Origin of the sequence: Microbacterium sp. A8/3-1, from assembly GCF_040267695.1 — a bacterium.
Taxonomy (GTDB): Bacteria; Actinomycetota; Actinomycetes; order Actinomycetales; family Microbacteriaceae; genus Microbacterium; species Microbacterium luteolum.
This window is the reverse complement of sequence record NZ_CP158357.1, coordinates 2,936,785-2,958,612: the sequence shown is the minus strand read 5'-3', so window position 1 is coordinate 2,958,612 and position 21,828 is coordinate 2,936,785. Positions and strand designations below refer to the sequence as shown.

Here is a 21,828-nt window from a genome sequence, read left to right as displayed (position 1 = left end):
TCAGCCGATCACCACCCGCGGCTGGCGGCGCACGCCGTCGGAGATTCGCAGCAGGAGCGCGACGATGAGCCAGTTGGCCACGAGCGACGAGCCGCCGGCCGCGAGGAACGGCGTCGTGAGACCGGTCAGCGGGATGATGCGGGTCACGCCGCCGACCATGATGAACACCTGCAGCGCGATCGTGAACGAGAGGCCCGTCGCGAGGAGCTTGCCGAAGTCGTCCTGACCCGCGAGTCCGATCCGCATGCCGCGGCTGACGAAGACCATGTAGAGGCAGAGGATCGCGAACAGACCGATCAGGCCGAGCTCTTCACCGAGGCTCGTGATGATGTAGTCGCTGTGCGCGAGGGGCGTGATCTCGGGTCGGCCCTGACCCCAGCCGGTGCCGATGAGGCCGCCTCGGGCGAGTCCGAACAGGCCCTGCATGGGCTGGTAGCCCGGACCGTCGGGGTCGACCTGGTCCGCATCGAAAAGGAACAGCCAGTTGATGAAGCGTCCCTGCACGTAGCTGAGGATCTGCGTGGCGAGGGCGACTCCGGCGACCACCAGGGCCAGGCCGATGAGCACCCAGCTGGTCTTGCCGGTCGCGACGTACAGCATCGCGACGAACATGCCGAAGATGAGGGTTCCGGTGCCGAGGTCGCGCTGGAAGATGATGATGCCGAGCGAGATGACCCAGACGACCAGCACGGGTCCGAGCTCGCGCATGCGCGGCCAGGTGATGCCGAGCACGCGCTTGCCGACCGACGTGAGGCTCTCGCGGGTACGGACCAGGTAGCCGGCGAAGAAGATCGCGAGGGCGATCTTGGCGAGCTCGCCGGGCTGGAAGGCGAAGACGCCGCCGAGCGAGACCCATACGGCCGCGTTCGCGTCGTCGATGCGCAGGCCCGGCACGAAGGGGAGCAGGAGCAGCACGATGCCGGTGAGGCCGAAGATGTAGGTGTAGCGGAAGAGGATGCGGTAGTTGCGCAGCAGGATGACCACGGCGATCGCGCCGGCAAGCGAGATCGCCGTCCAGGCGAGCTGCTTGGTCGAGTAGGCGTCCCAGCCCGTGTTCGCCTTCGCGATGTCGATGCGGTAGATCATGGCGATGCCGACGCCGCTGAGCAGCGTCGCGATCGGAACCACGAACGGGTCGGCGTCGGCGGCCACGAACCGCAGCACGAAGTGCAGGGCGAAGGCGAGGACCGCGAGCCCGCCGCCGATGGCGAGCACGACGGGGTCGATCACGCCGAGGGCGCCGAGCTGGACGAGGGTCAGCGCCGCTCCGCTGATCGCGCAGGCGAACAGCAGCAGCCAGAACTCGCGATTGCGCTGCGTCTGCGGCATCCGAAGCCGCTTGAGGGCCTTGATGACGCTGGTGTCGGCGGTGACGTCGGTGCTCATCCCTCACCTCCGCCGGCCGGGGTCTCTTCCGGAGTCGGGACGGGTGTGGGCAGCGGGGTCGGGAGGGGGGTCTGCTCGATGGCGTTCGCGTCGGCCCCGGCGCGCAGACGGTCGACGATGGCCATCGCGTCGGCGAGGGAGCGGGCCGTGATCGTGCGCTCGACGGACGCGCGCTGGTACGGCGGCAGGTTCGCCAGGAGGATGTCGGTGTCTTCGAGAGGGGTCGACAGCGTGATCGGGCCGATGTTCTGCTGCACGCCCTGGAAGATCACGACGCTGTCGTCGTCGGCGCCGATGAAGTACCGCGTCTGCGTCCAGCTGTAGGCCGCGAACGCGGCGACGCCGAGCATGACGAGGACGACGAGAACTCCGGCGATCCAGCCGAGCCGCCGGCGCTTGGCGCGACGACGATCCTCCTCGATGAGCTCCTCGAGGTACTCGGGGGCCGGCTCGAAGTGGCTGGGCTCGTTGGCGGCCTGGCGCACAGGGTGCAGCCAGTTGCCGCGGGTCGGGCGCACGGGCGGCACGTAGACGCCGGACGGGTTCGACGCCGATCCGACGACGGTCGCTGTTCCGGTGTGGATCGGATGCTGTCCGCCGACGTCGACCAGGACGATCGTGACGTTGTCGGGGGCACCGCCGTCGAGGGCCTGCTTGAGCAGGTTGTCTGCCGTGCGGCCGGGGGCGAGCCCGAGCTGCATCGCCTTGAGGATGTGCGGCTCGTCGACTACGCCGGAGAGGCCGTCGGAGCACAGCAGCCAGCGGTCGCCGGGCTGCGTGTGCATGACGAACATGTCGAGCTCGGGGTCCGAGTCCATGTCGCTGAGCACGCGCATGAGCACCGAGCGGCGCGGGTGGTAGCGGGCCTCTTCGGGGGTGATGCGGCCCGAGTCGACGAGGCGCTGCACGAAGGTGTGGTCGGCGGTGATCTGGGTCAGGGCGTCGTCGCGGTACAGGTAGATGCGCGAGTCGCCGATGTGGCCGATGACCGCGTACTCGTCGACCATGATGATCGCGCTGAGCGTGGTGCCGAGGCCGGCGAGCTCCGGTCGGTCCTTCGCGGCGCGGATGAGGTCGCCCGCTGCGGTGGTCGCCGCCGCCTGGAGGGACGCCTGCGCGTCTTCCGTGGAGGCGTAGGGCTGGTCGAGGGGCTCGAGGCGGTGGATCGCGATGCTCGAGGCGACGTCGCCGCCGGCGTGGCCGCCCATGCCGTCGGCGACGACGAACAGGTTCGCTCCGGAATACCCGGAGTCCTGGTTGTTGGAGCGGACCTTCCCGGTGTGGGAGATCGCGACGCTCGAGCCTTCGAAGACCATGCCGGGGTCAGGCTCGCAGCTCGAAGGTCGTGGCGCCCACCTTGATCGGGGTGCCGAGCGAGAGGTTGACGGGTCCGCCGGTCACGCGTTGGCCGGCGACGAAGGTGCCGTTCGTGGAGTCGAGGTCCTGGATCGCCCACGCGTCGCCGCGGAGCATGAGGCGGGCGTGATGGCTCGACGTGTAGTCGTCGCGGATCACGAGCGCCGACTCGCTCGAGCGGCCGATCGTCATCGAGTCGGCGCCGAGGGGGAGCTCGAGGCCCGTCTTCGGTCCGGAGGTGATCACGAGGCGCTTCGCCGTCGCGATCGTGGCGGGGCCCGTCGAGGCCTTCGCGGATGCCGGACGAGACGCGGCCGCGGGCTTCGCAGGGGCGGCCGGAGCGGATGCCGCGCCGGCGGTCGCCTCGGCGGGGAGCTTGCGCACCTTCACGCCGAACAGGTCGGCGCGCAGCGAGTACACGACGCCGAACACGAAGAACCACATGACGATGAGGAACCCGACGCGCAGCAGCAGGAGGATCAGTTCACTCATCGCGGCCTCACCGCCGTGGGGTCCTGGCCAGGAGTGGGGCCCTGAGCGCGGGTGGGTCCCTGAGCGCAGGTGGGTCCCTGAGCTTGTCGAAGGGCGGTCATCCGAAGCCTCCGAACGCGCGGGTGGCGTCGTCGGTCGGGCGCGAAGGCATCGACACGGGGACGATCTTGAACACCAGGTCGGTGCGGCCGATGGTGATCGTGGTGTCGGAGGGGAGCGCGGCTTCGCGGAGCTTCTGGCCGTTGACCTTGGTGCCGTTCGTGGAGCCCAGGTCGCGCATCATGGCGCGCTCGCCGTCCCACAGGATCTCGACGTGCTTGCGGCTCGAACCGGCATCCGCGATCGTGATGTCGGCATCCGACCCGCGTCCGATCACGGTGCGGGCGCGCGAGATCGAGTGCCGTCGACCGTCGACGTCGACGACGGCCTGCCAGCTGACGCGGCCCTCGACCGTGCCGGAGTCGACCCGGACCGTGCCGGTGGCGACCTTCTCGTCGGCCTCGAGGCTGATCGAGAGCGGGCCCGAGAAGCTGTAGCCCTGGGACTTGGCGTGCTTGGTGAGAAGTGCGTGGAGCTCTTCGGTCAGGGCGTTTCCGAGCCCGCGCATCCGTTCGGCGTCGTCGGTGCTCAGACGCACCACGAAGCTGTTGGGCGCGATGATGCGGTCGCGGCTGACGACCGCGGCTTTCGTGTCTGCTTCACGACGAACCGCCGAGGCGATCTCCACGGGCTGGATGCCGCTGCGGAAGGTCTTCGCGAACGCGCTGTTGACTGCGCGTTCGAGACCCTTCTCAAAGCTGTCAAGTAGTCCCACTGGGCTCCTCTGGCATGCCGACCGGTAGGGACATCGTAGCCAGGTGACCTGGGGGAACGCCGCCGATGACGCTTTCCGGGTGTGTGAGGAGGCCGAAATCGCGTGATATCCTCGGGAAGTTGAGTTCTTCGGAACGAGACCACTCGCGCGAGTGGCGGAATGGTAGACGCGCTGGCTTCAGGTGCCAGTATTCGCAAGGATGTGGGGGTTCGAGTCCCCCCTCGCGCACAGGACGAATGACAGAAGGCCGGGCCCGGAGGGTTCGGCCTTCTGTCATTCATTCGAGAGCACGAGTGAGGCCCCTCGATAATCAGGGCCCCACCGGCGCGGAGGGTCCGCGCGCCGCCCGATGCTCCTGCGTTCGCCGATTTCGGGAACGAGGCGGCGGGTGGAGTGCGCCGGAGGGACTCGAGTCCCCCCTCGCGCACAGGATGGCTCTGTTCGTCTATTCAGAGCAATGTATTTGTAAATCGAAAGAGCTGGTCAGAATATTCTTCTAACCACCTCTTTTTGCTCCGTCCGTCCGCATCGGGATGACAACATCGAGCGCGCCGTCCCCACATTGGCGGAGCAAGCTCGCGGCGCGCAGTCTCTTCTGTCATCAGCTGCTTTTCCTCGCGGCACTCTCACTTCTCACCCTGCGGCGGAGGGGTCATCCCCCGCACCGGTTTCCGCGATGGCGGATAGCCTGGCGCTGTGAACGTTCCCGAGTCCCTCCCGCAGGTGCTGATCTTCATCGCGATGCTGGTGCCGGGTATCAGCTTCGTCACAGTGCGGACGTGGTTCGTGGGCTGGCGGGCTCCGGATCATGGCGCGGGCGCACGGATCCTGGAGGCGCTGTACGTCAGCGCGATCTTCGTCATCGTGTATGTCGGTCTCGGCCTCGCCGCGGTCGGCCTGGCCAGCGAGGTGACGGGGATGGTAACGCTCGGCTCCTTCGAGAACTGGATCGACGATGGGTGGCGGGACACGCCAGCGTGGTGGATCGGGCTCGTCGTGGTGCTCTTGCTCGTGATGATCCCGGGTGGTGTGGCGGCGGCCATGAGCTCGGGTCGCGTGGTGAGTGAGCTCGACGATGAGGGCAACGTCGTGCGGAAGCTGCGTCGCATCAACCGCAACCAGGGCACCCCCCGCGCGTGGGACCTCGCTGGGTACGGCGCCGAGACGCCGCGGTTCGTTCGTGTGAAGACGACGACCGGCGTGTATGTCGGCGGATGGTTCGACGTGCAGGGCTACGTCAGCACGTACCCGTTCGAGCGCGATATCTTCATCGCGCATCAGTGGCGCATGAGCAAGCAGGGAGAGTTCCTTGAACCGCTCAGCGATTCGCTCGGGGTGTGGGTGCCCATCACCGATGATTGCCTTGTGGAGTGGATCGATGCGCCTGCGCAGAAAGATGAGAAGCAGCGATGACCGACAAGGGGCGCCAGTCCGAGCCGTTCTCCAAGGACAGCTCTCCCCGCCGTGCTGGTGAAGGAGCGAAACCAACCAACGGCAGCAAACCCAGTCATGCCGTGAAGCCCCCGACCAGCGGCCCCTCCGGTGGCGCGGGCGACTCCGGCGCGTCGGACAAGTAGGTCATCGTGGTCAAGGACAACGTGCCGCCGCGGCGCCCGTCGAACAGCGATGGTCAGTTCGGGGCAAGGCCGAGCATGATGAAGCCCAACCGGCCGGTGAAGCCGCCCACGCAGGGACCGAAAGGCACGGCGGGAGACTCCGGGGCAGCCAAGCGCTAGCTTCAACAGCTCGGCCATCGACGAGTTCAGCCGGCTGCACGCGGACCAGCACTACCCGGGCCTCGGATACGTCAAGAAGCTGTCGATGCACCATCGCACCGAAACCCCGGCGAACTTCCACGCGCGATGACGACGACTCTTCGAAACGTTCGCGGCGTGTGTTCGTGAGGTCGATGACGATGGGGAAGCGTTCAGCGACTGGATTGAAGTGAAGCGTTTGCGGCGGATCGGGCGCTGCCTCCCCGCCTACCGAGGCTCCCGAGTCGCGGGTCGCTAGATGCCGAGTTGCGTGCCCGCATCATAGATATCAAGTTTCACTTCTCGCATGGCAGCGGGGAAACGACCCAGAACCTCATTGGCGGTGTCGGCGAGCAGTTCCAGCGCCGCATCACTTTCTGCGCAGACCTCCGACAGGTCTGGAAGGACGTAGTCCGCGGGCGGGAATGTCGCTGTACGTGTGCCATCCGCGAGTGCTCTCCAGAAACTTTCCGCCGGAACGCCGCCAGCGACGCTCTGAGGACGCCACTGGTGATAATCCTCGGCTCGCCGGGCATCCAGGTCGTTCCATCGCGCATCCTTGCGTAGACGGAGGAGCGCGTCGGCTGACGCCTGCAGTTCGGGAACGTTGGCGGCGTCGATGGACTCTCTGACGGTCGTGAATGCCTTCTCGCTGAACTGGATCCAATCGTTGCGGTCGGCTGAGAACGGATGAAAGCCCTTGTTGTTCGTCCAGCGCGCTTCGATCCGCGTCCGGATGTCGTCATTCAGGAGCCCCATCCGGAGGATGACGTTGGCGAGGCCGGCGGCGGACGCGAGAGTGTAATAGCCCTGCATCTCCGCGAGAGCACGAACAGGAAGGTGGATCTCGCGGTCGTTTGCCTTCTCCATCCAGCGGCGCGCGTCGAGGCGGAGCGTCAATGCCAACCCCAGCTGCTCGCCGGCGGAGGCCGCGCGGCCGAAGATCTCGACGGCGCGTCCCTCCTGTACGCCATTTAGCGTGGCGTGCAGCTCAGCGATCTGAGCATCGCTCCCGACCACCTGCCACGCGTGCGCGACCTTGGCGATGTGCCTATCCGTCTCTTTCGCCGAAATTTTCTGCGTGCTGAAGAGGGTGCTCAGCACGGCCGCGACCTGCGTGCCTTCCCGTGGTTCGTGGTTGTGCGTCATCGAATGTCTCCGTGATCTGAATCTAGGTTGCGGCTATGGGCTAGTGGTCGCGCGACTGCGCCTGCCATCGCTTCAACGTATCGGGCGCCAAAGGGGACGGGCCTTTCGTCTGCACGGTGCGACCGGCATCGATGTTGTCGGCCATCTCACGCAGTCGTTCCGCGCCGCGCCGCGCACGCGTTGGCCAACGACCCACTCGTAGACGGCGTCGAACGGCAGGGCGTACCCGCCCTCAGCACCGTGGTAGGGATCGTCAGCGGCGCGATTCTTCCGCCGGACCGCTGTCCCGTGCATGCAACCCTGTGTGAATGAGACGCGCACGCGAAACTGGCCGCACCGTGTGGGAAGGCCTGCGCCGACGGTCGCGTTCGAGTGGAACCGAGCCGAGTGCCTTCGACGTTGCCGGTGACGTGCCCGTCATGCGCATTGTCGTCGACCCGCTATTACCCCTCGACGAGGCAACCAAGCGATACTTCGAGCTACTCGGGGTGCATGACCAGAGCCTTCAACTTCTGCGTCGTCGCGAGAAAAAGTCGCTGCAGTCCGCGGGCGACTATGCGGTCATCGCTCCGGCTGAGATCAACACAGACAACGGCTGGGGTGGTGTCATCGAGATGAATGAAAACGGAACCCGACGCAGTGGCATTCCTTACGCTGAGAACAACAAGGAGAGTGCGTATAACTGGGCGGATGCGTACGGTCTAGACGCTGAGGAAGCCCGCGAGCGATCCCTCGATGCGCAAGCCGCGATCGCGTTGAACGCGCACGTGTACGTCACAGACAATGCCTACGCTCTACATGGTCTGACGATGCGGATTGCGTGCACACCCCAGGACGCACTAGCGGTCATCGGACTTCATCAACGGTTGCGCAGTCACGTCCTCGTCGGCTTGGACGAGCCTCGCATCATCTCCACCTGGATGGCCGAGCATACGCAGGCGATCACGATGCTCCCAGCAGTGTCGGCGCAGTTCGAGGGCAGGCAAGGCATCAGACCGCATGATGAGACACTTGCGCTGCTACGGGCGATGCTGATCCGGTTGAAACGCGCACTGGGTGCGCGGGATCGACTCTTGGTATCGAGCCTGCACCCCGATGGGCTCCTCGGCTTCGAGGAGCCTGACGAACTCGTAGAGCGAACGGTCGTCAGCCTGCAGGGAATCTTCGATGCCGCCGGCCGTGCGCTGAACAACGAGCTTGTAGAACCTGCCGCTCAAGCAGCGGCTTCTTTCGCGCGGAAGGATTTCCGTAGAGTGCTCCCCGATTCAGTCCGCGACATCCTCGACCACCAGGACAATCGTGCTCTGCTTCGAGTGATCTCTGTCCTGCGCAACACAATTCACAACGAACCGTTCGGCAGGGCCGCCTATGAGGAACACGGTGAAGTTGAGTCCCTCGCGACGCTTGAAGGGGAGCCGGCTGTCGCCTTCCGAATGCTCGCAGCCCAGCTGGGTCGGACGCAACGATGGACCTACTTCGAGGACCAGCCCTCGAGGCCCGGGCGCGAACGGGAACTCGTCCTACGGCCTCTACCCCTCATAGAGGACCTCATCGTGCTCTCCGCCCAACTTGCGAACGCTCTCATCACCGCGGCGCCGTGGGCCTTATATCCATCCCCCGCTGAAGAGTCGTCGGAGAACTGGTCGACGTACCCGCCCTTTTCAGACTCAGTGCGGCGCGGGTATGGACTGCCTCTCAGATAGCGCGCTCACGGGTTCGCCGGACTCGGAGGGATCGCTTCGGTTATCTCGCTCCCGTGCAACGGGTGCCAGGATGGCATTGTGTGGTGCCGGCGGTCGTCGGGCTAGTTTTCGCCCGGCTCAAGCGGAGGCAGATCCAAGCACCGTCGGCACATCCACCTTGAATACATGTCTGGGGTGCAGCGGGTTCTCGTTCGGCCGAGGCGGGGTCGAGAGGGCGGGTGCATCAGCCACGACGCGCGTAGGATTCGTCGAAAGTTCAACGCGCGGGCGGCATCTGAATGTTCACCAGCGAGCGAAGTTGCTCGATGAACTCCGGTGCCATCGCGCGAGCCTGCTTGCGAGAAACGCCTCGCTTGCGTATGTCCGACGCGGCTTGCTTGAGGAAGATGCCCTCCCAGTAGAGCTCGAAGCCCATCTCCGGGACGTTGATCAGTACCTTGTCCCTGCTGTCGATAGTGAGGTATTTGTCGCCTCTCAACCCGTGAACGAAGTACAGCGCATTGTGATTGACGATGGAGTCCACAATGGGTGCGGAGGTGCTCATGTCGAACGCGAGCGCGAATGCGACCTCGACTGGGCGTATGAATTCAAGCTTGAGAATCACCTGCCTCGCGCCAGCGGTCACGATCCAAGAAGAAGCGCAGTCTCCCGACTCCACATGCCCGTGCACGCGGAGGAGCTCCTGAATGTCCGGATGGTCTGTCAGGTCGGCCATGACAACGGGGATGAGATGGCCGCCTGCAATACCGACGCCAGCGATCCCAGTGGCTTCGGTCACCGGTAGGACCCGCGCGTTGATGCGCAACACTCGTTTCACGACGTTCTCGCCTGGATGTAGCCGAGGTCGGTAAGAAGTTCAGTCCCGTGCGTGTCAACGAGGTAGAGCCGGAAGCCCTCCGCGTTCCGTCCGCTGTACAGTTCTGGCCGAGCGGTGAACTGGAGATTCAGCTGCGCGCTTCCGCCAGCGGTGAGCTGCGCGGGCAGTATCGCGGACGCGGTATCTCTCGGAATCCGCAGCGGAACGTGGCGGCCGCCCACTGAGTATGTCGTGAGGAGTTCTGCGTCGCTGACCGCGTTCGCTGAATCGGAGGGGTTCCGGACGAGAACTCTCACGGAGTACACAGTTTCTGCGTCCGTGGCTTCCCACGAGCCGTGCTCGTAGGTGACGTTGAGATTCGGCTTCTTGCGAGAGTCCTGCTTCTTGGCGAGCCGGAGTGCGCGGGCCCCGTTCACCGCTCCCATGATCCCCGCCGCCGCAGAGCAAATGGCAACCAGTAACGCGATGGATGAGATCCTCACGGCAGGCTCTTGCGCGAGCCAGGCGGCGATCCATTCATCCATGGTTCCCACCCTAGAGGCACCACAAAGCGGCCAACTCGTCGCCTGACGGCTGCGCGACCGTCAGGCATCACAATGGGTCGAGCGGAAGCTATCACGCCTTCTGAGATGGCCGCGATCCGATCTAGCGCGCGCCGGCGGGACTCACGTGCCCGTCGCGTGGAGACTCACGCGGCGCGCATACGCCGCGAACCGATCCGCCACCGGGTTCCGAACCCGCTCCAGCGACGATGCACCGTCGACGAGGTCGAACAACCCCATCGTCAGCAGGTGCTCCGCCCGCGGCCCGGTGCTGTGGCGATACGTCCACTCGTACATGTCGAACAGCGGCCACCACGTGTAGCCGACGACATCCGTTCCCGCGGCGCGCAGTTCCTCCACGGCTTGCACAGACGCGTCCATCCACGCGATGCGCGTCGCGACGTCATCCGTCACGCACGTCTCCGCCAGCATGACCGGCGCGCCATAGCGCTCCGCATACAGCTGCAGCATCTCGGTGAGGCCCTCCACACCGTCGTCTCGCGTCGGACGAGGGTCGGCGAATCCGCCGCCGTGGTGCACGCCCGCCTCGAACAGCTCCGTGGAGTGCCGCGGGTAGTAGTTCACTCCCATGACATCCGGCTGGACGGCGTGGTCGCGGAACCACGCGAGATCCCCGTCCGAGACGTCGTGTGCACGAAGGAACCCGACGAGCGGATGCCGGTCGTCGACCTTCCCCGTGACCAGGTCCTCCACGAGAAACCCCTGATGCGCGTAGCGTTCCGCGGTCTCGCGGTGCTCCGGAGCATCCACGTCTCCCGCGTAGCGCATCGACGCGTCCACGTGCACGAAGGTCGCGCGGTCACCGAGCACGTCGGCGATCGCGTGCTGGGTCAGCACGAAACCGCGGGCGATCGCCGTGGAGATCTCGACGAGGCCCTCGGAACCCCGGCGATACGGGGGCCAATACGCGTACTCCCCGCTGAAGAGCGAATGCAGCATGGGCTCGTTCACGGGGGTGTAGTCCGTCGCGACATCCCGATACCGATCCGCGGCGCGGGCCGCGTACTCCGCCACGAACGCCGGGTAGTCGGGGTGGGCGAACTGGTCCTCGATCCACAACGGGGTTCCGTAATGGAGGACGTCGACGATGGGGCGGATGCCGAGCTCGCCGAAGCGGTCCATCACCCGATCCGTCCACGACCAGTCCCATCGGCCGCGCTCGGGGGAGACGACGTGCCAGGGGATGCCCCAGCGCATGAACTCGGCGCCGACGGACGCGGCGAGACCGAGGTCCTCGCTCCACTGGTCGTAGTGCTCCGTGAGCGCGTACTCGTCGATGGCGCGCTCGCCGGAGCGCTCCTGAGGGATGAAGGTGTTCTCGATGCCGAGGCCGAAGTGCAGGCGGCCGTCGCGGTACCAGGTCATAGGGGTGTCACTTCAGTCCGGTAGAGGCGATGCTTTCGACGAAGCGTCGCTGGATGAGCAGGAAGACGATGGCGAGCGGCAGGACGGCGATCAGCGAGCCGGCCATCATGACCCCCTGCGGGATGATGCCGCCAGGGCCGGTCAGCAGGGTGAGACCGGAGGTGACCGTGCCCATCTCGGCATCCGTCGTGAACACCAGCGGCCAGAGGAGGTCGTTCCAGTTGTTCACGAAGATGTAGATCCCGAGCGTCAGCAGCGCGGGTACGGCATTCGGCAGCACGACGCTGCGGAAGATGCGGAACTCGCTTGCGCCGTCGATGCGGGCCGCGTTGTCGAGGTCGCGGGGGAGGGAGAGGAAGAACTGCCGCAGGAAGAAGATGCCGAAGGCATCGGCGGCACGCGGGGCGATCATCCCGGCGTAGGAGTTCACCCACCCGAGATCCGACACGAGCTGGTAGATCGGGATCAGCGTCGCCTGGAACGGGATCATCAGGCTGGCGATGATCGCGATCAGGAGCACCCGGCTCCCGCGGAAGTCCAGTCGTGCGAGCGCGTAGGCGGCGAGCGAGTCGAACACCAGCGCGAACAAGGTGACACCGCCGGCGAACACGAAGCTGTTCACGATGAGCCGCGCGAACGGCAGCTCGGTGAAGATCCGCGTGAAGTTGTCGAGCGTCCAGGCTCCGGGCGGAAGAGTCGGCGGGAACGCATTCACCTCGGAGACGGGCTTGAACGCGGTGAAGACGATGATGAGGATCGGCAGCATCACCGCCAGCGTCGCCGCCGCGGCGGCGATCAGCAGAGCGACGGATGCGATCCGCCGACGCGTCGCGTGCGGCGAACGACGGGGAGCTGTCAGGGAGGCGACGGCGGTCACGAGGCATCCTGCTCTCGACGCGAGAAGAAGAGGAACTGCACGAGGCTCAGCACCAGCGTGATGAGCAGCAGGACGTAGGACAGTGCGGATGCGAAACCGAGCTCGAGCTTGCGGAAGCCGGACTCGTAGATCTCCATGACGATGGTCTGCGTGCTCCCGTAGGGCCCGCCGCCGGTCATCACGTAGATCTGGTCGAAGGCCTGCAGCGCGGCGATGAGCGCCACGATGAGCACGAACCCGAGGGAGTTGCTGAGCATCGGGAGGGTGATGCTGCGGAACCGCTGCCATGCGCTCGCGCCGTCGACGCGGGCGGCCTCGTACAGGCTTCCGGGAATGTCCTGGAGCCCCGCGAGGAAGATCACCATGTAGAAGCCGAAGCTCTTCCACACCGCGACCAGCACGACCGTGGGCATCGCCAGTACGGGATCCTGCAGGACGTTCCCCAACTGGATGCCGAATCCCCGCAGCCAGTGGTTGAGCAGGCCGATCTGGGGGTCGAGCAGATACGACCAGGCGAACGCGGCGACGGCGAGCGAGACGATGAACGGCAGGAAGAGCATGGTGCGGAACACCCCGCGACCGGGAAGGAGCCGGTTGTTCAGGAGCAGGGCGAAGGACAGCGCCAGCACCACGACCAGCGGGGTGAAGAGCAGCGCGTAGAGGGCGGTGTTGCCCATCGCGCCGAGCACGCCGGAGTCGGTGAAGACGTCCACGTAGTTCCGCAGTCCGACCCACTCCTCATCGCCGAAGCCGCTCGCGTCGGTGAAGGACAACCGCAGCGCGGAGACCATCGGCCAGGCGACGAAGACCGTGAGGATGATGATCGCGGGAAGCAGGAACGCGATCACCGTCAAGCGGTAGCTCCGGCTGCGGCGGAGCGGCGTCCGTCCGCCCAGCGGTGCAGGCGGGCGGTACGAGCGGCGGGTGGGAGGCGCGGTGGCCTGCGTCGTCATCGGCGCTGCTTTCTGGAGAGGGCCCGTGGGAAGGACGCCGTGGACGCCCCTCCCACGGACGGGATCACTTGAGGGCCTGCTGGATCTCGCTCTGTGCGGCGGAGAGCAGTTCCTCGATGTCGCCGCCCGCGACCGCCTTCTGCGTGAGCGTGTCGATCGCGGCGAGCACGTCGACGCTGTTCACGACGCCCGGCAGCAGAGCGCGCCCGGTCGGGGCGATCTCGGTCAGGGAGACGACGACGGGGTTCGACTCGACGGAGTCCAGCGGGATGTCGGTGCGCAGCGGCGGCCACCCCGAGGCGAGTGACCACTCGGTCGCCACGTCGTCCTGGAAGAAGTAGGAGAAGAAGGCTTCGGCACCGGCGACCTGTGCGTCGTCCGCCTGTTCGGTGATGCCCATGGCCACCCCGATGGCCGAAGCTGCCTGGTCGTCGGGACCGGCGGGAATCGCCGCGATGCCGTAGTCGATGTCGTTGTCGGCCGAGATGAACGACATCCAGGGACCGCCGACGTGCATCGCGGCCTTGCCGGAGCTGAAGAGCTCGTCGGCGCCGATGCCGTCCAGTCCGGTCGGGGAGATCCTGTCGTTCGTGATGGCATCGACCCAATACGCGATCGAGTCGGCGTTCTCCTTCGAATCGATGACCGCGTCGGTGGATCCGTCGACGATGCCGCCACCGCCGCTGAGCAGAAGACTCGGCCACAGCCCGTTCGCCACCGTCGCGTGGTCGGGAAGCGCCAGGCCGTACTGCTCGGGCGTTCCATCGCCGTTCTCGTCCACCGTGAGCGCCTTCGCGGCGTCGACCCAGGCGTCCCAGGTGGTCGGGAACTCGTCGATGCCCGCCGCCGTGAAGAGTGCCTTGTTGTAGAACACGGACAGCGGGACGAAGCCCGTCGGCACGCCGTACGGCGCCCCGTCGACCGTCACCATCTCGACGGACTGCTCGACGAGTTCGGAGGTGTTGCTCTCCGCTGAGCCGTAAAAGTCGGTCAGGTCGACGAAGGCACCGCGGTCGGCGTACACCGGCATCCGCTCGGCAGGCATCGCCACGATGTCCGGACCCTCGTCGGAGGACAGGGCTGGGAGCAGGGTGTCGTCGATGACCGCCCAGGTCTTCGTCTCGGTCTCGATGACGTAGTCATCCTGGGACGCGTTGAAGTCGGCCACGATCTGATTCAGGACTTCGCCGTCGGCCTCGGTGTAGCCGTGCCAGAACGTGAGGGTGGTCGTGCCTTCCGGGTCTTCGTCCGCCGGGGCGGAGCATCCGGCCAGGGCGAGAGCGGTCGCGCTCACCGCTGCAGCGGCCATGATCGTTCGTCTCATCATCTTCGATGCCCTTCTTGTGACTGCATTGTCGGGTTCGGCTCGATGCCGTGGTGCTCAGGGTTTACAACGTTGGAGGTAAACGTTGTAAATGGATGATCGCTCCTCGCAGGACCGATGTCAAGTGCTACCGCGGAGTGCTCAGCGACGAGGTGCGGTCGACTCGCGCTCGACGAGGGTGAAGTCGGCGAAGACCTCCCGGGGAGGGCCGGCATCCGCGCGGCCGATCCGCGATGCGAGGAGCTCGACGGCCGTGCGGGCGATCTCGGAGCGTCCCGGGTTGATCGTCGAGAGCGCCGGCAGGCTGTAGCGCGTCTCGTCCAGGTCGTCGAAGCCGATCACGGCGACGTCGTCGGGTACGCGGATGCCGCGCTCGAGAAGGACCCGGAGTGCGCCGAGTGCCAGCGAGTCGTTGAAGGCGACGATGCCGTCGAACGCCACGCCCGCGTCGAGCACCGCGCGCATCGCCTCTGCGCCGTCGGCACGGTGCCAGAGGTCGACGGGGATCACGAGCTCCGCGTCGAAGGGGATGCCCGCGCTCTCGAGGGCATCGGCATACCCGCGCAGGCGCAGGCTCGGAGAGCCCATCTCCTCGCTGGGGTGCGACCCGAGAGCGAGGATGCGGCGTCGGCCGAGTTCGAGCAGGTGGGCGGTGGCTGCCTGCGCGCCCTCGGTGTTCCGCATCGTGACGTGATCGCGCGAGGAGTCGAAGATGCGCTCACCGAGCAGCACCAGGGGGACGGGGACGCGCTCGAGCAGGGCGGCATCCCCCGGCTCGAGGGTCAGGACGGAGTGCAGGATGCCGTCGAGCCCGCGCAGGTGGGCGTCCCGCAGGGCCGCGAGCTCGCTCTCGCGGTCGAGGTCGAACTGCTCGATGAGCACCGAGAACCCGCGCTCGCGTGCCGCCCGCATCACGTCATCCGCCAGTTCGGCGAAGTAGGGGTTGCGCAGGTCGGGGACGATCAGCCCGATCATGTCAGTGCGCCCTGAGCGCAGGCTCCTGGCCGCGCGGTTGGGCTGGTAGTTCAGCTGGGCGATGGCCGCCTCGACCCGTTCGCGGGTCTCCGGGCGAATGTGCGGGTATCCGTGGATGACGTTGGAGACCGTCTTGATCGACACGCCCGCCGCCCTCGCGACGTCGTGCAGAGTCGCCGTCGTCTCTGCCCCTGGTTTCATTCTGGGCACTCTACAACGTTTCCCCTCGCTCTCGGACGGGCCTGTACCGGCGCCGAGCAGGCAGGGGAGAATGACTCCCATGCGCCTCCACTCCACCACCTCCGGATCCGGTGACCGCCACGTCGGACTGATCCACGGGCTCGGCGGCTCCGGCGCGACCTGGAAGCCGCTCATCGACCGGATGCTGGCCACGGGCGGCTACACGGTGACCACGCTCGACCTCCGCGGGCACGGCGAGAGCGACCGGGCCCCCTCGTACACGCTCGACGACCTCGCGGGTGACGTCGTCGAAGCCCTCCCGATCGGACTCGACAGCGTCGTGGGCCACTCGCTCGGGGGAGCGGTGCTCGTGCGCGCCGTCGCGCGTCTGCAGCCCGAGCGCGCGATCTACCTCGACCCGGGGTTCGAACTCTCGCTCCCCACGACCGGGTTCAAGGGCCGGGCATTCTGGGCCGTGCCGCCGCTCTCGCTCGGCGTCATGGGCCTGTTGCAGGCACGACGCAGTGCGCCGCAGCGAGCCGCCCTGGACCCCAGCATCCGCGAGCTGATGAAGCGCGCCCAGCAGCAGTTCGACGCGAAGATGGCGGTCGGCATCTTCCGCGAGGTGGCGTTCCACCCCATCGCGATCGCCGCACCTGCCGTCCCGTCGACCATCGTGCTCTCGGACGAGTCGCCGGCCGTGCTCCCCGGTTCGATGGCCGCAGCCCTCGAACGTGAGGGATGGGACATCCGCCGTCTCGCCGGCATCCATCACGACATGCAGATCGAAGACCCCGACCGCACGTTCGCGATCATCGAGGACGTGCTGTGACCGGCTCCACCCCGGCGTAGTACCCGAGTACGACGGCGCCCTCGGGACGGCACTTCCGGCCGACGCGGCACCCCTGTGCCCGCTCATACCGTCGGAATATGCCCACAACGCCGACGTCCTCCGCCCCCACTTCCTCCCTCGTTCGCGCACTCGCCGGCATCGTCGGCAGCATCCTCGTCGCGGTCGCTCTCACGATCATCTGGGTCGCGCGACTGAGCGTCGACCGGGTGCTGTACGTCAGCGGTCTGGGTGCCGACGGCGAGCCCACGGCGCGCTGGTTCGAGGTGGCGCTGCTCCTCCTCGTCGCCGGAGGCTTCAGCGTCGCCTGGGCGGCACGAGGCATGCGCTCGACCGCTCGACTCCTCGCGATGTGGACTCCCGCGCTCTCGGTCGCGATCGCATCGTCGCTGTTCCTCGTCGCCTCGCAGGTGCCCTGCACGACCGGATGCCCCCTGCCCGTCGGCGACACCTTCACCTGGCAGGACCTGATCCACACATCCGTCGCCGTCCTGGCCTTCGCCTTCGCCGCCGTCGCGATGCTGCAGACGTCGTTCGTGAAGGGCCGTGCGACACTGCGCACGCTCTCGATGATCGCCGGCATCTCGACGGCCGTGATCGCCGCGGCAGGCGGCATCCTGTCGCTGCTGCAGTTCCGCACCGACATCGGCAGCATCCTCGAACTGGTCGCCACCACGGTGGGGATGGGATGGCTCGCGATCCTCGGACTCGCCACGGCGCACGCGCACCGGGCTGCGACTGCACGCAGCCGCGACGGCGTCAGGGCTCCGGAGCGCGTGGCTGCTCGACCCATGGCGCCTACACGCACTGCGCCGACAGGGTCGCTCGTCACCGTTCACGGCTGAGCCGGGTGCGTAGAGTCGTCACATGTCAGAGCCCGTCGCCGTCTCCGAGGGGAAAGCCCTCGCGGTGGATCTGCCCCGGCCGGCGGGGGCCATGCGCCGGTTCTGGGGGAGTCACCCGTGGCTCGTCGACTCGCTGCTCGCCGCAGGCTATCTCGCGGTGGGGGCGCTCTGGGCCGTCATCACACCGTTGTCGTCGGGCGACTGGTCGCCGATCGCACCGATCCTCGTCCCTCTTGTGGGAGCGGTCGTCAGCGCGGTCGCACTGCTCTTCCGACGCCATCAGCCCTGGGTGGTTTTCGGCATCATCGGGATCGTCGCCCTCGTGTCCCATCTTCTGGACGCCCCGGCGGAGCCCTTCGGCGTCGGCCTGGCCCTCTACGCCCTCTTCGTCTACCGCTCGAACCGCAGCGGGTGGATCGCCTTCGGGGTCACCGCGATCGTCAGCCTGTTCTTCCTGCCGGCGAGCGTGCTGTTCATCGTGGGGATGCTCGTCGCCGCGCTCCTCGGCGTGACCGTCGGCGATCGACGCCGGTACATCGGCGCGATCGTCGAACGCGCCAACCAGCTCGCTCGCGAACGCGACCAGCAGGCGCGGCTGGCGACGCTCGCGGAACGTGCCAGGATCACGCGGGAGATGCATGACGTCGTTGCCCACAGCGTCTCGGTCATGGTCTCCCTCGCGGACGGCGCGGGAGCCCTCGCCGACAAGGATCCGCAGCGTTCGCGCGAAGCCATCCGCGAGATCGGCGACGTCGGACGAAAGTCGCTCGTGGAGATGCGTCAGCTCATGGGTGCGCTCGGTGACGAGACAGCGGATGGCGAGGAGCAGAGCCCTCTCCGGCCCAATCCCGGACTCGGCGAGCTGCCGGGACTCCTCGAGTCGTTCCGCGCCGCCGGGCTGCCGGTGACCATGCGGACACAGGGCACGCCACCGGAGCAGGCGGGACTCCAGAACGCGATCCACCGGATCGTGCAGGAGTCCCTCACCAACGCGCTGCGCTACGCACGAGAGCCGCGTCATGTGCTCGTCGCCCTCGACTTCACCGGGGAACCGCTCACGCTCGAGGTCACGGACGACGGGCGCGCCGGGCCGCCCGCGGAATCCGTCGGCTCGGGCAGCGGTCTGGTCGGCATCCGCGAACGGGTTCGCCTCTACGGTGGGACAGTGGATGCCGGGCCGGCAGGCGACGGAGGGTGGCGCGTGAGAGTCGAGATCCCGAACGAGGGGAGGGGTCATGGTGGCTGATGCGCCGATTCGCACCCTCATCGTCGATGACCACGAACTGATCCGTCGCGGGATGAGGATGGTGCTCGACGCCGAGGACGACATCCACGTCGTCGGCGAGGCCGTGTCGGGAACCGAGGCGGTTCACCTGGCGGGTCAGCTCACCCCCGACGTGATCCTGATGGACATCCGGATGCCGGAGATGGACGGCATCGAGGCGACGCGCCGCATCGTCAGGGAGACGCCGGCGAGCCGCGTGCTGGTCCTCACGACGTTCGACCTGGACGAGTACGCGTTCGGGAGTCTTCGCGCCGGAGCGAGCGGCTTCCTCCTGAAGAACACGCCGCCTGCGCAGCTGATGGACGCGATCCGCGCCATCGCCGTGGGCGATGCGCTGGTCTCTCCTCGGGTCACGCGCTCGATGCTCGACCTCTTCGCCTCGCGGTTGCCGCGCCAGACGGCATCCGACGAATCGCGGCTGAGCGTGCTCACCGAGCGGGAGAGAGACGTCTTCCTCGCCATCGCGAAGGGTCTCAACAACACGGAGATCGGTGAGAAGCTCTTCGTCTCGGAGTCCACGGTGAAGACCCATGTGGGGCGCGTCCTCGCGAAGCTGGACCTGCGTGATCGAGTACAGGCCGTGATCCTCGCCTACGAGGCCGGACTGGTGTGACGCGGAATCGACGGAAGGAAACACGGACCATGACCGACGACGCATGGCTGGCACGGCTCGAAGCCGAGCATCTCGCCCTCGACCTTCCCCGGTTCGACCGGCGTGATGCGTGGCGCCTCGGCAGCTCGATCGCCGAGCGCGCGCTCGCCGCGGCGCATCCGGTGGCGATCGATGTGCGCACGGCATCCGGCATCCTGTTCCACGCCTCGATGCCGGGCGCGACCGCCGACAACGACGAGTGGGTGCGACGCAAGGCGGCGACGGCGTTCCGGTTCGAGACGAGCACGGCCCTGCTCGAGGCACGCGTCGTTGCCGGCGGACGTGACATGTTCCAACCGGGATGGCTCGATCCCGCCGAGTACGCCGTCGCCGGGGGAGGGGTTCCCGTGCGAGTGACCGGCGTCGGAGTCGTCGCCGTCGCCACGGTCTCGGGTCTGCCCTCGGCTGAGGATCACGACCTGGTCGTGCAGGCCCTCATGGAGCTGCGGGAGCGCTGATCACGCCACGTCTGGGGCCCAGAAACACCCTCCCAGGCCAACCATGCGGGCAAGCCTCGTCAGCGGTCACCTTTCTCTGCAGCAATCCCTCCCTCTGGCGATTGCGTCAGGAGCCTGCTATGTTAGCCATGTTCACGTAAACATGGGCGCGAGGGTCAGCGGATGTGGAGCACGAGGCTCGATCATCGTGACGTCTCCCGGCGCTGACCACTCATTCAACTCAGCTCGACCTGTTCATCCCAGATGTGTTGCCATGCCCAGAATCAAGGAGCACCGATTGACGTTCCCCACCACGTTCCCCGAGCCCGAACTCTTCACTCCCGGCGCCGATGCTCCGGCGTTGCGTTGGGGGCTGCTGGCGCCAGGATGGATCGCAGACCTCTTCGTGTCAGCAGTGCACGCGCACACCGATCAGCGATTCGTCGCCGTCGCGTCACGGTCTGCTGAACGATCTCGAGCGTTCTCGGCGCAGCACGGTATCGCGAAGGCGTACGACTCCTACGAGCAGCTCGTCGCCGACCCCGAGGTCGACGTGGTCTACATTGCTGCGCCGCAGAGCGAGCACCTCGCGCTCGGGCTCTTGGCCGTCGCCGCACGCAAGCACACCCTCATCGAGAAGCCGCTGGCGACGACCTCCGACGAGGCTCGAGTGCTGGTTTCGGCGGCTCGAAGCGCCGGCGTTCTGATGATGGAGGCGCTGTGGAGTCGCTACCTGCCGCAGACCTCGGTGGTGCGTGCGCTCGTCCGCGACGGAGTTCTCGGAGACATCCGTTCGGTCGTCGCTGATCACGGCCAAGCCATTCCCGACTACCCGAACCACCGCCTCCACCGCCGTGAACTCGGCGGAGGAGCGCTGCTCGACCTCGGCATCTACCCCGTCCAATTGGATTCGATGGTGCTGGGCGCGCCGTCGTCGATCACAGCGATCGGCGGCCTCCTCGACACCGGCGTCGACGCGTATTCGACGCTCGTGCTCGGACACGGGCCGTCCGTCCAGTCCACCCTCACCACCACGCTCGTCGTGCGCACCCCATCGACGGCGGTCATTGCCGGCACGGAGGCGAGGCTCGAGATGGCCGGCTCCTTCTACATGCCGACCACCCTGCGTCTCACGGCGAACGACGGTGAGGCGCTCGTGTGGAACGACACGACCGGAGTGTCATCCATGGCGGGGCTGTCCTGGGAAGCGACGGCACTGGCTCGGTTCGTGCGCGAGGGGCGAACGGAGTCACCCGTGCACACCCTCGATGAGACCATCTCCATCCTCGAGACCCTCGACGAAGCGCGCCGACAGATTGACGAGGCCGCGACTCGCTGAACAGATACGGGCCTCGGCAGGCCCTGGCCCCGCGCCGACCACGATCCACGCGGGGTCAGCGCTGTGATTCCCCGTGCGCCGATGGCTGTCAGCCGAGGTGGACGCCGGACTCGCCCTTTGTCCCCCGAAGACCCGACAGACAGAACGGAGCGCGTGACCGTACGCTCTCCCTGGTGCGGCTGCGAAGGTCGCGCGGGGGAGAGGCCGGATGAAGGCGGGTCACGCAGGCACAGTTGCGCTGCTCCTTGTCGCGAGCGCCCTCGTCGCATGCGCGCCGCTGCCCCAGGACGCGAGGTCCGCACCTCCCGCGGGCCCGAGCGCTGAGCCGTCTGCCGCAGCATCCGCCCCGCCGACGCCGGAGGTGCTGACGGTCTCGATCCCCCGCGATGAGACTCTCCTCGGTGAGCTTCCCGCGATGAGCGGCTCCGCCCAGGCCGGGCCGTTCAGCAATCCGACCGGACGGGTGGCCCTGTACATCCGGTGCGTCGGCGCGGGCGATGTCGTGGTCGAGATCGTCGGGGCGGCCGCAGTCACGCAGGCATGTCAGGCCGATGCGGACGATCCGGGGTCGCGGAACACGCTCGACGTCTGGGCGACCGATGACATCGTGATCACCGGCTCCGCCGAGAGCACCGCTCTCTGGACAGCCGCGGTGACGTCGATCCCGAGCTCCTGAGCACGGCCGGAGAGCAGGGGCGGCCCTCCGCCGGTC

General features: G+C 67.0%; 21 protein-coding genes and 1 tRNA gene. 10 read left to right on the top strand and 12 right to left on the bottom strand.

Annotated features, from left to right (window positions below; translation table 11 throughout):
* From ABS642_RS14480 to ABS642_RS14465, 4 genes are all read right to left on the bottom strand, one after another.
* Positions 1 to 1,386: an FtsW/RodA/SpoVE family cell cycle protein gene (locus ABS642_RS14480; protein WP_282215292.1), complete on the bottom strand. Its 1,386-nt coding sequence runs from the start codon at positions 1,384 to 1,386 to the stop codon at positions 1 to 3.
* Positions 1,383 to 2,702: a PP2C family serine/threonine-protein phosphatase gene (locus tag ABS642_RS14475; protein WP_282215291.1), complete on the bottom strand. Its 1,320-nt coding sequence runs from the start codon at positions 2,700 to 2,702 to the stop codon at positions 1,383 to 1,385. The genes ABS642_RS14480 and ABS642_RS14475 overlap by 4 nt, the downstream gene beginning before the upstream one ends.
* A gap of 7 nt (positions 2,703 to 2,709) precedes the next feature.
* Complete coding sequence (locus ABS642_RS14470; protein WP_282215290.1) at positions 2,710 to 3,234, bottom strand: FHA domain-containing protein; 525 nt, start codon at positions 3,232 to 3,234, stop codon at positions 2,710 to 2,712.
* Positions 3,235 to 3,331: 97 nt separating this feature from the next.
* Positions 3,332 to 4,048: a DUF3662 and FHA domain-containing protein gene (locus ABS642_RS14465; protein WP_282215289.1), complete on the bottom strand. Its 717-nt coding sequence runs from the start codon at positions 4,046 to 4,048 to the stop codon at positions 3,332 to 3,334.
* Between the two features lie 145 nt (positions 4,049 to 4,193).
* Between ABS642_RS14465 and ABS642_RS14460 the strand changes: the two genes are divergently transcribed.
* Positions 4,194 to 4,276, top strand: a tRNA-Leu gene (locus ABS642_RS14460).
* Between the two features lie 468 nt (positions 4,277 to 4,744).
* Positions 4,745 to 5,461, top strand: coding sequence for a DUF6338 family protein (locus tag ABS642_RS14455; protein WP_350350647.1), 717 nt, complete (start codon positions 4,745 to 4,747; stop codon positions 5,459 to 5,461).
* Positions 5,462 to 6,057: 596 nt separating this feature from the next.
* On the opposite strand, the gene ABS642_RS14450 is transcribed toward ABS642_RS14455, so the two are convergent.
* Positions 6,058 to 6,951 (bottom strand): hypothetical protein, encoded by an 894-nt coding sequence (locus ABS642_RS14450; protein WP_350350646.1) that lies wholly within the window; start codon positions 6,949 to 6,951, stop codon positions 6,058 to 6,060.
* Between the two features lie 419 nt (positions 6,952 to 7,370).
* Here ABS642_RS14450 and ABS642_RS14445 point away from each other — a divergent pair, with 419 nt between their 5' ends.
* On the top strand, positions 7,371 to 8,654 hold the full coding sequence (locus tag ABS642_RS14445; RefSeq protein ID WP_350350645.1) for a hypothetical protein: 1,284 nt from the start codon (positions 7,371 to 7,373) through the stop codon (positions 8,652 to 8,654).
* 256 nt (positions 8,655 to 8,910) lie between these two features.
* On the opposite strand, the gene ABS642_RS14440 is transcribed toward ABS642_RS14445, so the two are convergent.
* From ABS642_RS14440 to ABS642_RS14410, 7 genes are all read right to left on the bottom strand, one after another.
* On the bottom strand, positions 8,911 to 9,432 hold the full coding sequence (locus ABS642_RS14440) for a hypothetical protein (RefSeq protein ID WP_350350644.1): 522 nt from the start codon (positions 9,430 to 9,432) through the stop codon (positions 8,911 to 8,913).
* Positions 9,433 to 9,467: 35 nt separating this feature from the next.
* Complete coding sequence (locus ABS642_RS14435; RefSeq protein WP_350350643.1) at positions 9,468 to 9,995, bottom strand: hypothetical protein; 528 nt, start codon at positions 9,993 to 9,995, stop codon at positions 9,468 to 9,470.
* A 141-nt stretch (positions 9,996 to 10,136) separates the two neighbouring features.
* Positions 10,137 to 11,399 (bottom strand): family 1 glycosylhydrolase, encoded by a 1,263-nt coding sequence (locus tag ABS642_RS14430; RefSeq protein WP_350350642.1) that lies wholly within the window; start codon positions 11,397 to 11,399, stop codon positions 10,137 to 10,139.
* A 7-nt stretch (positions 11,400 to 11,406) separates the two neighbouring features.
* The gene (locus tag ABS642_RS14425; RefSeq protein WP_350350641.1) at positions 11,407 to 12,276 is read right to left on the bottom strand and encodes a carbohydrate ABC transporter permease; all 870 of its coding nucleotides are present in this window, start codon (positions 12,274 to 12,276) and stop codon (positions 11,407 to 11,409) included.
* Positions 12,273 to 13,229, bottom strand: coding sequence for a sugar ABC transporter permease (locus ABS642_RS14420; RefSeq protein ID WP_350350640.1), 957 nt, complete (start codon positions 13,227 to 13,229; stop codon positions 12,273 to 12,275). The genes ABS642_RS14425 and ABS642_RS14420 overlap by 4 nt, the downstream gene beginning before the upstream one ends.
* A gap of 64 nt (positions 13,230 to 13,293) precedes the next feature.
* Entirely contained in the window at positions 13,294 to 14,538 is a 1,245-nt protein-coding gene (locus ABS642_RS14415; protein ID WP_350350639.1) for an ABC transporter substrate-binding protein, read from the bottom strand.
* A 156-nt stretch (positions 14,539 to 14,694) separates the two neighbouring features.
* The gene (locus tag ABS642_RS14410; protein WP_350350638.1) at positions 14,695 to 15,729 is read right to left on the bottom strand and encodes a LacI family DNA-binding transcriptional regulator; all 1,035 of its coding nucleotides are present in this window, start codon (positions 15,727 to 15,729) and stop codon (positions 14,695 to 14,697) included.
* A gap of 79 nt (positions 15,730 to 15,808) precedes the next feature.
* Between ABS642_RS14410 and ABS642_RS14405 the strand changes: the two genes are divergently transcribed.
* From ABS642_RS14405 to ABS642_RS14375, 7 genes are all read left to right on the top strand, one after another.
* Positions 15,809 to 16,540, top strand: a complete 732-nt coding sequence (locus tag ABS642_RS14405) for an alpha/beta hydrolase (RefSeq protein WP_350350637.1) — start codon at positions 15,809 to 15,811, stop codon at positions 16,538 to 16,540.
* A 98-nt stretch (positions 16,541 to 16,638) separates the two neighbouring features.
* Positions 16,639 to 17,403 carry a DUF998 domain-containing protein gene (locus ABS642_RS14400; RefSeq protein WP_350350636.1) on the top strand — a complete coding sequence of 255 codons (765 nt, stop codon included), beginning with the start codon at positions 16,639 to 16,641 and terminating at the stop codon, positions 17,401 to 17,403.
* Between the two features lie 22 nt (positions 17,404 to 17,425).
* Positions 17,426 to 18,649 carry a sensor histidine kinase gene (locus ABS642_RS14395; RefSeq protein WP_350350635.1) on the top strand — a complete coding sequence of 408 codons (1,224 nt, stop codon included), beginning with the start codon at positions 17,426 to 17,428 and terminating at the stop codon, positions 18,647 to 18,649.
* A complete protein-coding gene (locus ABS642_RS14390; protein WP_350350634.1) occupies positions 18,639 to 19,301 on the top strand; it encodes a response regulator transcription factor in 663 nt (220 codons plus the stop codon). Before ABS642_RS14395 ends, ABS642_RS14390 begins: the two co-directional genes overlap by 11 nt.
* A gap of 29 nt (positions 19,302 to 19,330) precedes the next feature.
* Positions 19,331 to 19,798, top strand: coding sequence for a heme-degrading domain-containing protein (locus ABS642_RS14385; protein ID WP_350350633.1), 468 nt, complete (start codon positions 19,331 to 19,333; stop codon positions 19,796 to 19,798).
* 277 nt (positions 19,799 to 20,075) lie between these two features.
* A complete protein-coding gene (locus tag ABS642_RS14380) occupies positions 20,076 to 21,116 on the top strand; it encodes a Gfo/Idh/MocA family oxidoreductase (RefSeq protein ID WP_350350632.1) in 1,041 nt (346 codons plus the stop codon).
* Positions 21,117 to 21,531: 415 nt separating this feature from the next.
* Entirely contained in the window at positions 21,532 to 21,792 is a 261-nt protein-coding gene (locus ABS642_RS14375) for a hypothetical protein (protein ID WP_350350631.1), read from the top strand.
* Positions 21,793 to 21,828: the final 36 nt, after the last annotated feature.

What these genes read in the sequence shown, in the direction of transcription:
- ABS642_RS14480 (WP_282215292.1), bottom strand. Translation starts at nt 1,386, where the DNA reads ATGAGCACCGACGTCACCGCCGACACCAGCGTCATCAAGGCCCTCAAG.
- ABS642_RS14475 (WP_282215291.1), bottom strand. Translation starts at nt 2,702, where the DNA reads ATGGTCTTCGAAGGCTCGAGCGTCGCGATCTCCCACACCGGGAAGGTC.
- ABS642_RS14470 (WP_282215290.1), bottom strand. Translation starts at nt 3,234, where the DNA reads ATGAGTGAACTGATCCTCCTGCTGCTGCGCGTCGGGTTCCTCATCGTC.
- ABS642_RS14450 (WP_350350646.1), bottom strand. Translation starts at nt 6,951, where the DNA reads ATGACGCACAACCACGAACCACGGGAAGGCACGCAGGTCGCGGCCGTG.
- ABS642_RS14445 (WP_350350645.1), top strand. Translation starts at nt 7,371, where the DNA reads ATGCGCATTGTCGTCGACCCGCTATTACCCCTCGACGAGGCAACCAAG.
- ABS642_RS14435 (WP_350350643.1), bottom strand. Translation starts at nt 9,995, where the DNA reads ATGGATGAATGGATCGCCGCCTGGCTCGCGCAAGAGCCTGCCGTGAGG.
- ABS642_RS14430 (WP_350350642.1), bottom strand. Translation starts at nt 11,399, where the DNA reads ATGACCTGGTACCGCGACGGCCGCCTGCACTTCGGCCTCGGCATCGAG.
- ABS642_RS14420 (WP_350350640.1), bottom strand. Translation starts at nt 13,229, where the DNA reads ATGACGACGCAGGCCACCGCGCCTCCCACCCGCCGCTCGTACCGCCCG.
- ABS642_RS14415 (WP_350350639.1), bottom strand. Translation starts at nt 14,538, where the DNA reads ATGGCCGCTGCAGCGGTGAGCGCGACCGCTCTCGCCCTGGCCGGATGC.
- ABS642_RS14410 (WP_350350638.1), bottom strand. Translation starts at nt 15,729, where the DNA reads ATGAAACCAGGGGCAGAGACGACGGCGACTCTGCACGACGTCGCGAGG.
- ABS642_RS14405 (WP_350350637.1), top strand. Translation starts at nt 15,809, where the DNA reads ATGCGCCTCCACTCCACCACCTCCGGATCCGGTGACCGCCACGTCGGA.
- ABS642_RS14400 (WP_350350636.1), top strand. Translation starts at nt 16,639, where the DNA reads ATGCCCACAACGCCGACGTCCTCCGCCCCCACTTCCTCCCTCGTTCGC.
- ABS642_RS14395 (WP_350350635.1), top strand. Translation starts at nt 17,426, where the DNA reads ATGTCAGAGCCCGTCGCCGTCTCCGAGGGGAAAGCCCTCGCGGTGGAT.
- ABS642_RS14390 (WP_350350634.1), top strand. Translation starts at nt 18,639, where the DNA reads ATGGTGGCTGATGCGCCGATTCGCACCCTCATCGTCGATGACCACGAA.
- ABS642_RS14385 (WP_350350633.1), top strand. Translation starts at nt 19,331, where the DNA reads ATGACCGACGACGCATGGCTGGCACGGCTCGAAGCCGAGCATCTCGCC.
- ABS642_RS14375 (WP_350350631.1), top strand. Translation starts at nt 21,532, where the DNA reads ATGAGCGGCTCCGCCCAGGCCGGGCCGTTCAGCAATCCGACCGGACGG.